Source organism: Streptomyces sp. NPDC042346, from assembly GCF_055581845.1.
Genome location: NZ_JBVJEH010000009.1, coordinates 1 through 12,805 on the forward strand (window position 1 = coordinate 1; position 12,805 = coordinate 12,805).

The following is a 12,805-nucleotide window of genomic DNA, read 5'->3' on the forward strand; positions in this document are numbered from 1 at the left end:
CTTCATGGACCGCTTCACCAAGGCGTACGGCGAAGAGGCCGCCGCCGAGGTCCGGTCCTACCTGGGCTGACGCCCCTCGCAGCGGGTGCGGCGGGTGCGGCGGGTGGCTCTCAGGCCACCCGCCGCACCACGTACGCGACGCCGCCCCGCTCGGACGGCTCCTCGCCCACGTACTCCTGGCCGCGCATCTCGCACCAGGCCGGGATGTCGAGGCGGGCCGCCGCGTCGTCGGCGAGGACGGTCACCGTCCCGCCGACCGGCACGTCGCCGATCACCTTCGCCAGCTCGATCACCGGGATCGGGCAGCGCCGGCCGAGCGCGTCCACCACGAGCGAGCCGGAGGCGGCAGCCGGGACCGCGGCCGCGGCCGCCGGGGCGCCGAGCCGCTCCCGTACCCCCGCGACCACCCCCGGCAGCACGTCGAGGAAGCGGTCCACGTCCTCCGCCGCGGTGCCGGCCGGCAGCGACACCCGGACGTTGCCCTCGCTCAGCACCCCCATCGCCCGCAGCACATGGCTGGGCGTCAGCGTCGAACTCGTGCACGACGAACCGGACGAAACGGAGAAACCCTCCCGGTCCAGCTCGTGCAGCAAGGTCTCTCCGTCGACATAGAGACAGGAGAACGTGACCAGATGGGGGAGCCGGTCCACCGGATCGCCCACCACCTCCACGTCCGGCACCAGCTCCGGCACCCGCGCCCGGATCCGGTCCACCAGCCCCCGCAGCCGCGCCGCCTCGGCCGCCGCCTCCGCCCGGACCGCCCGCAGCGAGGCCGCCGCCGCCACGATCGCCGGCAGGTTCTCGAAACCGGGCGCCCGCCCCGACTCCCGTTCGTCCGACGGGCCTTGAGGCGCGAACCGCACCCCCTTCCGTACGGCGAGGAGCCCCACGCCCGCCGGGCCGCCCCACTTGTGCGCGCTCGCCGCGAGCAGCGACCAGCCGCCCTCCACCGGCCCCCAGCCCAGCGACTGGGCCGCGTCCACGAGCAGCGGCACGCCCGCGGCCCGGCAGGCCTCGGCGACCTCCGCGACCGGCTGCGCCGTCCCCACCTCGTGATTGGCCGACTGGAGACACGCCAGGGCCGTCCCCGCGCCGAGCGCCGCCGCGAAGACGGCCGCGTCCACCGCGCCGGACCGGCCCACCGGCACCTCGGTGACCGAGCCGCCCGCCGCCCCGTGCAGCTCGGCCGCGTGGAGGACGGAGGAGTGCTCGACCGCGGAGACGACGAGACCGTTCCCGACACGCCGACGGCCCGCGAGGGCCCCGGAGATTCCCGCGTGAACCGCGCGCGTCCCCGAAGGAGTGAACACGAGCTCGTCCGGGCGGCACCCCACCGCCTCCGCCGCGGCCTCCCGCGCCGCGTCCAGCAGCAGCCGGGCCCGCCTCCCCTCCCGGTACAGCCGGGCCGGATCGGCCCAGCCCTCGTCCAGGGAGGCGAGCAGCGCCTGGCGGGCGACGGGATGCAGGGGAGCGGCGGACGCGGCGTCGAAGTACGGCATCCGCCCACGGTAGGGCCTGCCCCCGCCCTCCGGCCGACACCCCCGGCCACCCCGCCGACACGCCCGGCCCGCACATCCGTCCGCATGTCCGTCCGCTGCCCGTGAGTCCTCGTCAGAAGGCCGCCCCGGTACGCCGTCAGACCGCCGAACGGGCGTGTGGGACCCCCCTCCGGAACCCCGGAGTCCACCCCTTCGGGGACTCGGACGGCGCGTTGGGCACCCTCCCCGCGCGACCCCAAATAGCGTCCAGTAGGGTTTGGTCCGCATAAACATCCAAACCCCTGCCCGCGGCCGGGGCGGCGACCGACCAGCGAGACGGACGGCCGTGGCCGACCAACGCGGGCCGAGACTCTCGGGAAGGCGCTACGTGAGTCCCAACGGCTCCGACCGCTCGTCGCGGCGCCCGATGCGGCGGAAGCTGCCGCAGGTGCTGACTGCGGGCCTGATCCTGGCGACAGCCACGGGCTGCTCGTACAACTGGGAAGACTTCCCCCGCCTTGGTATGCCCACTCCGGTCACGGAAGAGGCACCCACGATCCTCTCCCTCTGGCAGGGCTCGTGGGCGGCTGCGCTCATCACGGGCGTCCTGGTCTGGGGGCTGATCCTGTGGTCCGTCATCTTCCACCGGCGCAGCCGCACCAAGGTCGAGGTACCCCCGCAGACGCGGTACAACATGCCCATCGAGGCGCTGTACACGGTGACGCCACTCATCATCGTGTCGGTCCTCTTCTACTTCACCGCGCGCGACGAGACGAAGCTCCTTTCGCTCGCCGACAAGCCGGCCCACACCATCAACGTGGTCGGCTACCAGTGGAGCTGGGGCTTCAACTACATCGAGAACGTGCCGGGTGTGACGGGTGACGCGCAGACGGCCCCGAACCTCGACGCCATCCCGGACAAGTTCCAGGACGACTTCCCGGCGAACGCCGGCGGTGTCTACGACGCCGGTATCCCCGGCGACCGGAACCCGCAGACCGGCAACCCGGGCCCGACCCTGTGGCTGCCCAAGGGCGAGAAGGTCCGGTTCGTCCTGACCTCCCGTGACGTCATCCACTCCTTCTGGGTCGTCCCCTTCCTCATGAAGCAGGACGTCATCCCGGGTCACACCAACGCCTTCGAGGTCACCCCGAACCAGGAAGGCACCTTCCTCGGCAAGTGCGCCGAGCTGTGCGGTGTCGACCACTCCCGGATGCTCTTCAACGTCAAGGTGGTCTCCCCGGAGCGCTACCAGCAGCACCTGAAGGAGCTGGCCGAGAAGGGGCAGACCGGCTACATCCCGTCTGGCATCGAGCAGACGGACCCGGCCAGGAATGCGGAGAAGAACCAACTGTGAGCATCCACAACGAAACCCAGGGTGCCGCCGCAGCTGAGGACTCGTACGAGAACGAGCTGCCCGTACGGCGCAAGCAGCCCGGCAACGTCGTGATCAAGTGGCTGACCACCACCGACCACAAGACGATCGGGACGATGTACCTGGTCACGTCGTTCGTCTTCTTCTGCATCGGCGGACTCATGGCGCTCTTCATGCGCGCCGAGCTGGCCCGTCCGGGTACGCAGATCATGTCGAACGAGCAGTTCAACCAGGCGTTCACGATGCACGGCACGATCATGCTGCTGATGTTCGCGACGCCGCTGTTCGCCGGCTTCGCGAACTGGATCATGCCGCTGCAGATCGGCGCGCCCGACGTGGCGTTCCCGCGGCTGAACATGTTCGCGTACTGGCTGTACCTCTTCGGCTCGCTCATGGCGGTGGGTGGCTTCCTCACCCCGCAGGGTGCGGCCGACTTCGGCTGGTTCGCCTACTCCCCGCTGTCGGACGCCGTCCGCTCGCCGGGTGTCGGCGCCGACCTCTGGATCATGGGTCTGGCCTTCTCCGGCTTCGGCACGATCCTCGGTTCGGTCAACTTCATCACCACGATCATCTGCATGCGCGCTCCGGGCATGACGATGTTCCGCATGCCGATCTTCGTCTGGAACGTGCTGCTGACCGGTGTCCTGGTCCTGCTCGCGTTCCCGGTCCTGGCTGCCGCGCTGTTCGCCCTGGAGGCGGACCGCAAGTTCGGTGCCCATGTCTTCGACGCGGCCAACGGCGGCGCCTTGCTGTGGCAACACCTCTTCTGGTTCTTCGGACACCCAGAGGTGTACATCATCGCCTTGCCGTTCTTCGGCATCGTCTCCGAGATCATCCCGGTCTTCAGCCGCAAGCCGATGTTCGGCTACATCGGTCTGGTGGCCGCGACCATCGCGATCGCCGGCCTGTCCGTGACCGTGTGGGCGCACCACATGTACGTCACAGGCGGTGTGCTGCTGCCGTTCTTCTCCTTCATGACGTTCCTCATCGCCGTACCGACCGGCGTGAAGTTCTTCAACTGGATCGGAACGATGTGGAAGGGCTCGTTGTCCTTCGAGACACCGATGCTCTGGACGATCGGCTTCCTGATCACCTTCACCTTCGGTGGTCTGACGGGCGTCATCCTGGCCTCGCCGCCGATGGACTTCCACGTCTCCGACTCGTACTTCGTCGTCGCGCACTTCCACTACGTCGTCTTCGGCACCGTGGTCTTCGCGATGTTCGCCGGGTTCCACTTCTGGTGGCCGAAGTTCACGGGCAAGATGCTGGACGAGCGGCTCGGCAAGATGACGTTCTGGACGCTGTTCATCGGCTTCCACGGCACCTTCCTGGTCCAGCACTGGCTCGGTGCCGAGGGCATGCCGCGTCGTTACGCGGACTACCTCGACGCCGACGGCTTCACCGCGCTGAACACGATCTCGACGATCTCCTCCTTCCTGCTCGGTCTGTCGATCCTGCCGTTCCTCTACAACGTCTGGAAGACCGCCAAGTACGGCAAGAAGATCGAGGTCGACGACCCGTGGGGCTACGGCCGCTCGCTCGAGTGGGCGACGTCCTGCCCGCCGCCGCGGCACAACTTCCTCACCCTGCCGCGGATCCGTTCCGAATCCCCGGCGTTCGACCTGCACCACCCTGAGATCGCGGCTGTCGACCAGCTGGAGAACAAGGGGCACGAGGCCGAGGCCCTCACGGGCGCGAAGGAGGCCGGCAAGTGAAGATCCAAGGCAAGATGTTCATCTGGCTGAGCGTCTTCATCCTCGCCATGGCCATCCTCTACGGCGTGTGGTCGAAGGAGCCGGTCGGTACGACGGCGCTGTTCCTCGCGTTCGGCCTGGCCATCATGATCGGCTACTACCTGGCCTTCACGGCCCGGCGTGTCGACGCGATGGCGCAGGACGACAAGGAGGCCGACGTCGCGGACGAGGCCGGTGAGGTGGGCTTCTTCGCCCCGCACAGCTGGCAGCCGCTCTCGCTGGCCGTCGGTGGCGCGCTCGCCTTCCTCGCCGTCGCGATGGGCTGGTGGATCCTGTACTTCTCCGCCCCGCTGATCCTGGTCGGCCTCTTCGGCTGGGTCTTCGAGTTCTACCGCGGCGAGAACCAGAACCAGTAGCACGCGGCAGCAGTAGCGGTACCCCGCTCCGTACCGGAGCACCCGAGGGGCCCGGACACTTCGTCACCGAAGTGCCCGGGCCCCTCTTTTGCAGCACTCGGCGCGCTCGCACGAGGGATAGTCCTTAGCGTGAAGTCATGAACGACACGCCGCGCATTCGGACTGTTCTGAGCTGCACTCTTCTGGCCGTCACCGTCACCGCAGCCGCCACGGCGTGCGCGGGCTCCGACGGCCACCCGCTGTCGGTGAGGCCCTACGACGCGGCGGACGAGCTCGCCATCAGTGCCGCGGCCGGCGGCGCCAAGGCGGACCCGGAGAAGCCCCTGGAGATCTCCGCCAAGGGCGAGGACGGCCGGATCACCGACGTCACCGCCACCGACGCCGCAGGACGCCATCTGGCGGGTGAACTCACCGCTGACGGGCAGCGCTGGCGCTCCACGGCCTCGCTGGCGGCCGGCACGAGCTACACCGTCCGGGTGGCCACCGAGGACGAGGACGGCGCCCCAGGCGCCCGTACGTACACGTTCGAGACGGCTCCGGCCAAACGGGCCCTGACCGTCACCTTCGGGCCGGAGACGGGCACGTACGGCGTCGGACAGCCCCTCACCGCCGAACTCAGCCTCCCCGTGAAGGACCGGGCGGCCCGCGCGGTCGTCGAACGGGCCCTCAAGGTCCGCTCCACCCCCGCCGTCGACGGCGGCTGGTACTGGGTGGACGACAAGCAACTCCACTTCCGCCCGAAGGAGTACTGGCCCGCGGGCGCCCGCGTGACGGCCACCGCCAACCTGGACGGCCTCAAGGTGGGGGACAAGCTCTACGGCGGCGCGTCCAAGTCGCTGAAGCTCTCCATCGGCGACCGGATAGAAGCCGTCGCCGACGCGGGATCGCACTACATGACCGTTCGGCGCAACGGAGAAGTGATCAACACCATTCCGGTGACCACCGGCAAGCCTGGCTTCTCCACCCGCAACGGCATCAAGGTCGTGCTCGGCAAGGAGTACTACGTCCGGATGCGGGGCACCAGCATCGGCATCTCGGAAGGCAGCTCCGAGTCCTACGACCTGCCGGTCTACTACGCCACCCGGGTGACATGGAGCGGCGAATACGTCCACGCCGCGCCGTGGTCCGTCGGCTCGCAGGGCGTGGCGAACGTCAGCCACGGCTGTGTCGGCATGTCGACGGGGAACGCGGCCTGGTTCTACGAGACCGTCCGCCCCGGCGACATCGTCAAGACCGTCAACAGCTACGGCGACACGATGGACACCTTCGGCAACGGCTTCGGCGACTGGAACATGCCGTGGGACAAGTGGCGCAAGGGCAGCGCCCTGGTGGAGGAGTCCGGAGACCCCACAGCCACCGAGGACGCCAAAGCCCGTCTGCGACCGCTCTCCTTTTGAGGCTCGGTTCGCCTCCGGGGCGCTTCAGCCGGGCTCACAACCCCGACCGTGCTCGCCTCCTTCGTTCCTCAGGAGGCTCCGCGCGCTCGGGGCTGTTCCCCCGGCGCGCCCCTTCGGCTCACTCGCCAGGGTGCTACGCGTCCAGGGACAGGCGGGAGCGCAGCAGGGCGGCCAGGGACGCCGCGAACTCCACCGGTTCCACCGGAAGGGTGATCGCGGCGTCCGCGCGGCTCCAGGTGGCCAGCCAGGCGTCCTGCGGGCGTCCGATGAGCAGCAGCACCGGCGGGCAGCGGAAGATCTCGTCCTTGATCTGCCGGCAGACGCCCATGCCGCCCGCGGGCACCGCCTCGCCGTCCAGGACGCAGACGTCGATACCGCCCTCGTCCAGGCGCTTCAGCACCGCCGGCAGCGTCGCGCACTCCACGAACTCGACCGGCGGGACGTCGGCCGCGGGCCTGCGACCGGCGGCGAGGCGCACCTGTGCGCGGGTGTTCGCGTCGTCGCTGTAGACCAGGACCGTGGCACTCGACTGCATCGTTCCTCCGTGGGGAAGTCCGTGGGAAGGTCGTCGATCGATGCGCGGGATGCTACTCCGGTCCACACCCCGTCAACACCCGTTCAGCACCTGTTCGAAGGGGCTTCCGATGGGCCGTTCGGGCTGGACACACCCCCCTGACACTCCGAACGGCACCCCCCGGAGTGAGGGCGGGATAAGCGACCGACATAATGTCGGTCGTGGCGACAGTAACGACAGTAGAAACAGGGCACGCGCACCCGTCGGTCAATCGACCGAACCTCACCAGCGTCGGAACCATCATCTGGTTGAGCTCCGAGCTGATGTTCTTCGCGGCCCTCTTCGCGATGTACTTCACCCTGCGATCGGTGACCGGTCCCGAATTCTGGGCGGAACAGGCCTCGGCCTTGAACTTCCCGTTCTCGGCGACCAACACCACGATCCTGGTGCTCTCCTCCCTCACCTGTCAGCTCGGCGTCTTCGCCGCCGAGCGGGGCGACGTGAAGAAGCTCCGGACGTGGTTCATCATCACGTTCGTGATGGGTTCGATCTTCATCGGCGGCCAGGTCTTCGAGTACACCGAGCTGGTCAAGCACGAGGGCCTCTCGCTCTCGTCGAACCCGTACGGCTCCGTGTTCTACCTGACCACCGGCTTCCACGGCCTGCACGTGACGGGCGGTCTCATCGCCTTCCTGCTGGTCCTCGGCCGGACGTACGCCGCCAAGAGGTTCACCCACGAGCAGGCAACCGCCGCCATCGTCGTGTCCTACTACTGGCACTTCGTCGATGTCGTCTGGATCGGCCTCTTCGCCACGATCTACATGATCAAGTAATCGGTCCCGCCGACACGGCGGACCGAGACATCCAGCAAGCATCGACGCAGAAGATCCTGACACCGGGGTAATCCGTGAAAAAGCTCTCCGCACGACGACGCCATCCGCTGGCGGCGGTCGTCGTCCTCCTACTCGCGCTGGCGGCCACTGGGGGGCTGTACGCCGCGTTCGCGCCCGCGGGCACGGCGAAGGCCGATGAAACCGCCCAGTCCCTCGCGATCGAGGAGGGCAAGAAGCTCTACTCCGTCGGCTGCGCCAGCTGCCACGGAACCGGCGGTCAGGGCACCTCTGACGGCCCGTCCCTCGTCGGCGTCGGCTCGGCCGCGGTCGACTTCCAGGTCGGCACGGGCCGTATGCCGGCCCAGCAGCCGGGCGCCCAGGTCCCGAAGAAGAAGGTCATCTACTCGCAGGCTGAGATCGATCAGCTCGCGGCGTACGTCGCCTCTCTCGGTGCCGGTCCGATCACGCCGACCGAGGCGCAGTACAGCCCTGCAGGTGCGGACGTCGCCAAGGGTGGCGAGCTGTTCCGCTCCAACTGTGCCCAGTGCCACAACTTCACCGGTGAGGGCGGCGCGCTGAGCAACGGCAAGTACGCCCCGAACCTCGAAGGCGTGAGCCCGAAGCACCTCTACGAGGCCATGCAGACCGGCCCGCAGAGCATGCCTTCCTTCCCGGACACGACCATGCCGGAGAAGGAGAAGAAGGACATCATCGCGTACGTCCAGGCCGTCAACAGCGACAAGGCCGACAACCCGGGCGGCTTCAAGCTCGGTGGCCTCGGCCCCGTCTCCGAGGGTCTGTTCGCCTGGGTCTTCGGTCTGGGTGCGCTCATCGCAGTTGCCGTCTGGGTCGCGGCCCACACCGCTAAGGCCAAGAAGTCATGAGTACCCAAGAGATTCCAGAAGAGAACCTGCCCGCGGGGCAGGACACCGCGCACGGCGCGGTGAAGGTCGCCGACGACCCGTTCGCCGACCCGGGCCTTCCGCCCCACAAGCCGCGCATCCAGGACATCGACGAGCGGGCCGCTCGCCGGTCCGAGCGTGCGGTCGCCTTCATGTTCGTGCTGTCGATGCTGGCGACGATCGCCTTCATCGCCTCGTACGTGATCTTCCCGGTCGATCAGATCGTGTACATCTGGCCCTTCGGCCGGGTGTCCTCGCTCAACTTCGCCCTGGGCTGGACCCTCGGCCTGGCTCTCTTCTTCATCGGCGCGGGTGCGGTCCACTGGGCCCGCACCCTGATGTCCGACGTCGAGGTCGCCGACGAGCGTCACCCGATGGCGGCGTCGCCCGAGGTCAAGGCGCAGGTCATGGCGGACTTCGCGGCCGGTGCCGCCGAGTCCGGCTTCGGCCGCCGCAAGCTGATCCGCAACACGCTGTTCGGTGCGCTGGCGCTCGTCCCGCTCTCCGGCGTCATGCTCCTGCGTGACATGGGTCCGCTGCCCGAGAAGAAGCTCCGGGTCACCAAGTGGGCCCGCGGCAAGCAGCTGATCAACATGAACACGCACGAGCCGCTGCGTCCCGAGGACGTCGCGGTCGGTTCGCTGACCTTCGCGATGCCCGAGGGCATGTCGGAGCACGACCACGACTTCCAGACCGAGATCGCCAAGGCCGCCCTGATGATCGTCCGGATCCAGCCGGACGACATCAAGGACAAGCGCGAGCTCGAGTGGTCGCACGAGGGCGTCGTCGCCTTCTCGAAGATCTGCACCCACGTGGGTTGCCCGATCTCCCTGTACGAGCAGCAGACGCATCACGTGCTCTGCCCGTGCCACCAGTCCACCTTCGACCTCTCCGACGGCGCCCGCGTCATCTTCGGCCCGGCCGGTCACGCCCTCCCGCAGCTGCGGATCGGTGTGAACGACAAGGGCTTCCTGGAGGCGCTCGGCGACTTCGACGAGCCCGTCGGTCCTGCCTTCTGGGAGCGCGGATGAGCACCGTGACCGATACGAACAAGAAGGCCCCCGCCGGTGAGCGGGTCGCCGACTGGGCCGACGGTCGCCTGGGGATCTACACGCTGGCCAAGGCCAACATGCGGAAGATCTTCCCGGACCACTGGTCCTTCATGCTGGGCGAGATCTGCCTCTACAGCTTCCTCATCATCATCCTGACGGGCGTCTATCTGACGATGTTCTTCCACCCGTCGATGAACGAGGTGGAGTACGTCGGACCGTACGTCCCGCTCCAGGGACAGCTGATGTCCGAGGCGTTCAACTCGACCATGCACATCTCGTTCGAGGTGCGCGGTGGTCTGCTGATCCGGCAGATCCACCACTGGGCGGCGCTGATCTTCCTCGCCGGCATGTTCGTGCACATGATGCGCGTGTTCTTCACCGGCGCGTTCCGCAAGCCGCGTGAGATCAACTGGCTGTTCGGCTTCCTGCTGTTCTTCCTGGGCATGTTCACCGGTTTCACCGGCTACTCGCTCCCGGACGACCTGCTCTCCGGCACCGGTGTCCGCTTCATGCAGGGCGCGATCCTGTCCGTGCCGGTCGTCGGCACGTACCTCTCGATGTTCCTGTTCGGCGGGGAGTTCCCCGGCGGCGACTTCGTGGCCCGGTTCTACTCGGCGCACGTGCTGCTGCTGCCCGGCATCATGCTGGGCCTGGTGGTCGCCCACCTCATCCTGGTGGTCGTCCACAAGCACACGCATTACGAGGGCCCCGGCCGCACGAACAAGAACGTCGTCGGCATGCCGCTGCTGCCCGTGTACATGGCGAAGGCCGGAGGCTTCTTCTTCCTGGTCTTCGGTGTCATCGCGATCATCGCGGCGATCGCCTCGATCAACCCGATCTGGGCCATCGGCCCGTACCGCCCGGACCAGGTGTCCACCGGCGCCCAGCCCGACTGGTACATGGGCTTCGCCGAGGGTCTGATCCGTGTCATGCCGGGCTGGGAGATCAACCTCTGGGGCCACACGCTCGTCCTGGGCGTGATGATCCCGCTGGCGATCTTCCCGGCGGTGCTCGCGGCGATCGCGGTCTACCCGTTCATCGAGTCCTGGATCACCGGCGACAAGCGCGAGCACCACATCTCGCAGCGCCCGCGCAACGCTCCGACGCGCACCGCCTTCGGTGTCGCCTGGATCACCGCGTACATGGTCATGCTCGTGGGTGGTGGAAACGACCTCTGGGCGACCCACTTCCACCTGTCGATCAACTCGATCACCTGGTTCGTGCGGATCTTCTTCTTCGTCGGCCCGGTCATCGCGTTCATCGCCACCAAGCGGATCTGCCTCGGCCTCCAGCGCCGGGACAAGGACAAGGTGCTGCACGGCCGCGAGTCGGGCATCATCAAGCGCCTGCCGCACGGTGAGTTCGTCGAGGTCCACGAGCCGCTCAGCCAGGGCGAGCTGCACCGCCTCACGGCGCACGAGCAGTACGAGGCCGCGGAGCTCCCGGCGGCGGTCGACGAGAACGGCGTCGAGCGCAAGATCGGCGCCATCGAGAAGCTCCGGGTCAAGCTCAACAAGGGCTACTACGGCGGCGACAGCCAGGTCGCCAAGCCCACCTCGGAGGAGTACAAGGAGATCCAGAGCGGCCACGGCCACCACTGATCCCCTGACCTTCCACTGATGTAGGTCGCCACGGTGAGAGCCCCGTCCATTCGATGGACGGGGCTCTTCGCCGTCCCCGGGGCTCGATAGGGTGGCCTTGTACTTCCCTACGTGACTGCCAGGAGCTGCCATGAGCGCTGCGACCCCCGCTGGAGGACCTACGTCGGCGGGCCGCTCCTGGCCCGTCCTCCTGAACGGCCTGCTCGACGGCCGCGACCTCGCCGCCGACGACACGGCCTGGGCGATGGACCTGATCATGCGCGGCGAGGCGACCGACGCCCAGATCGCCGGATTCATGGTGGCGCTGCGGGCCAAGGGCGAGACGGTCGCGGAGATCACCGGTCTCGTGCGGAGCATGTACGAGCACGCCAACGTGATCGAGGTGCCGGGCCCCGCCGTCGACATCGTCGGCACCGGCGGCGACGGCGCCAAGACGGTCAACATCTCCACGATGGCGTCGATCGTCGCCGCCGGAACGGGCGTGAAGGTCGTCAAGCACGGCAACCGCGCCGCGTCCTCCGCCTCCGGCTCCTCCGACGTCCTGGAGAAGCTCGGCATCAACCTGAACCTGACCCCGCAGCGGGTCGCCGAGGTCGCCGAGGAAGCCGGCATCACCATCTGCTTCGCGGTGAAGTTCCACCCGGCGCTGCGGCACGTCGCCGCCGCGCGCGGCCAGCTGGGCATCCGGACCACCTTCAACGTCCTCGGCCCGCTGACCAATCCGGCCAAGGTACGGGCCCAGGCCGTCGGCGTCGCCGACGCGCGCATGGCGCCGATCGTGGCCGGGGTCTTCGCCGAGCGCGGCAACTCCGCCCTGGTCTTCCGCGGCGACGACGGCCTGGACGAGCTGACGACCACCTCCACCTCCCGGGTCTGGGTGGTCCGCGACGGCGCCGTGACCGAGGAGCGCTTCGACCCGCGGGACGTGGGCATCGACCTCGTCCCCCTGGAGGCGCTGCGCGGCGCGGACGCCTCGTTCAACGCCGACGTCGCCCGCCGCCTGCTCGCGGGGGAGACCGGGCCCGTACGGGACGCGGTGCTCCTCAACACCGCGGCGGCGCTCACCGCCCTGGAGCCGGGCGAGGGCACTCTCGCGGACCGGCTGCGGGCCGGCATCGCGAAGGGCGCCGAGGCGATCGACTCCGGCGCGGCCCGCCAGGCCCTGGAGCGCTGGATCGCCGCCAGCAACGCCTAGTTCCCGGCCAAGACCCCGGTCCAGCATGCGGACCGGGGTCTTGCGCTTCCGCGATCATGTGGCAGGATGCATGCCAGGTCATGAGTGACAGCTGTGAAGCCCCGGCTTGCTGTCCGGCAACCCTCCGTCCGTGGCGGGGTGCCCCGGGTGAAGACCAGGCCGTAGGCAGCGAGGTCTACGGCAAGCGCGGACCCCTCGAACACCAGGGGTCCTGGTCTCTCGAGGAGCTTTTTCCGTGAGCAAGCGAATGCGATAGGGCGAATCCGCCCCAACTTCACCCTCGGAACAGGGTCACTTCCGCGTACCCACGCACCCGTCGTTCTCCGAGGCATCACCCGTACCCCGCCGTGT

General features: G+C 68.5%; 11 protein-coding genes and 1 riboswitch. Of the genes, 9 read left to right on the forward strand and 2 right to left on the reverse strand.

Annotated features, from left to right (window positions below):
• Window positions 1–110: 110 nt before the first annotated feature.
• Window positions 111–1,499, reverse strand: coding sequence for an aminotransferase class V-fold PLP-dependent enzyme (locus tag ACZ6K0_RS29895; RefSeq protein WP_469228375.1), 1,389 nt, complete (start codon window positions 1,497–1,499; stop codon window positions 111–113).
• Between the two features lie 367 nt (window positions 1,500–1,866).
• On the opposite strand from ACZ6K0_RS29895, the gene ctaC reads away from it, so the two are divergent.
• From ctaC to ACZ6K0_RS29915, 4 genes are all read left to right on the forward strand, one after another.
• Window positions 1,867–2,832, forward strand: a complete 966-nt coding sequence (ctaC, locus tag ACZ6K0_RS29900; RefSeq protein ID WP_376395579.1) for an aa3-type cytochrome oxidase subunit II — start codon at window positions 1,867–1,869, stop codon at window positions 2,830–2,832.
• Complete coding sequence (gene ctaD / locus ACZ6K0_RS29905; protein ID WP_376395576.1) at window positions 2,829–4,565, forward strand: aa3-type cytochrome oxidase subunit I; 1,737 nt, start codon at window positions 2,829–2,831, stop codon at window positions 4,563–4,565. The genes ctaC and ctaD overlap by 4 nt, the downstream gene beginning before the upstream one ends.
• The gene (locus ACZ6K0_RS29910) at window positions 4,562–4,960 is read left to right on the forward strand and encodes a cytochrome c oxidase subunit 4 (RefSeq protein WP_361669642.1); all 399 of its coding nucleotides are present in this window, start codon (window positions 4,562–4,564) and stop codon (window positions 4,958–4,960) included. Before ctaD ends, ACZ6K0_RS29910 begins: the two co-directional genes overlap by 4 nt.
• A gap of 137 nt (window positions 4,961–5,097) precedes the next feature.
• Window positions 5,098–6,357, forward strand: a complete 1,260-nt coding sequence (locus ACZ6K0_RS29915) for a L,D-transpeptidase (RefSeq protein ID WP_376395572.1) — start codon at window positions 5,098–5,100, stop codon at window positions 6,355–6,357.
• Window positions 6,358–6,490: 133 nt separating this feature from the next.
• On the opposite strand, the gene ACZ6K0_RS29920 is transcribed toward ACZ6K0_RS29915, so the two are convergent.
• Entirely contained in the window at window positions 6,491–6,892 is a 402-nt protein-coding gene (locus tag ACZ6K0_RS29920; protein WP_376395569.1) for a DNA-binding transcriptional response regulator, read from the reverse strand.
• A gap of 191 nt (window positions 6,893–7,083) precedes the next feature.
• Here ACZ6K0_RS29920 and ctaE point away from each other — a divergent pair, with 191 nt between their 5' ends.
• The 5 genes from ctaE (at window position 7,084) to trpD (ending at window position 12,454) form a co-directional block, all read left to right on the forward strand.
• A complete protein-coding gene (gene ctaE, locus ACZ6K0_RS29925; protein ID WP_376395566.1) occupies window positions 7,084–7,704 on the forward strand; it encodes an aa3-type cytochrome oxidase subunit III in 621 nt (206 codons plus the stop codon).
• Window positions 7,705–7,778: 74 nt separating this feature from the next.
• Complete coding sequence (gene qcrC, locus ACZ6K0_RS29930; protein WP_376395563.1) at window positions 7,779–8,588, forward strand: cytochrome bc1 complex diheme cytochrome c subunit; 810 nt, start codon at window positions 7,779–7,781, stop codon at window positions 8,586–8,588.
• On the forward strand, window positions 8,585–9,637 hold the full coding sequence (gene qcrA, locus ACZ6K0_RS29935) for a cytochrome bc1 complex Rieske iron-sulfur subunit (RefSeq protein ID WP_376395560.1): 1,053 nt from the start codon (window positions 8,585–8,587) through the stop codon (window positions 9,635–9,637). Before qcrC ends, qcrA begins: the two co-directional genes overlap by 4 nt.
• Window positions 9,634–11,259 carry a cytochrome bc1 complex cytochrome b subunit gene (gene qcrB, locus ACZ6K0_RS29940; RefSeq protein WP_376395557.1) on the forward strand — a complete coding sequence of 542 codons (1,626 nt, stop codon included), beginning with the start codon at window positions 9,634–9,636 and terminating at the stop codon, window positions 11,257–11,259. The genes qcrA and qcrB overlap by 4 nt, the downstream gene beginning before the upstream one ends.
• A 130-nt stretch (window positions 11,260–11,389) precedes the next feature.
• Window positions 11,390–12,454: an anthranilate phosphoribosyltransferase gene (gene trpD / locus ACZ6K0_RS29945; RefSeq protein WP_376395554.1), complete on the forward strand. Its 1,065-nt coding sequence runs from the start codon at window positions 11,390–11,392 to the stop codon at window positions 12,452–12,454.
• A 76-nt stretch (window positions 12,455–12,530) separates the two neighbouring features.
• Window positions 12,531–12,647: riboswitch (SAM riboswitch) on the forward strand.
• Window positions 12,648–12,805 lie beyond the last annotated feature (158 nt).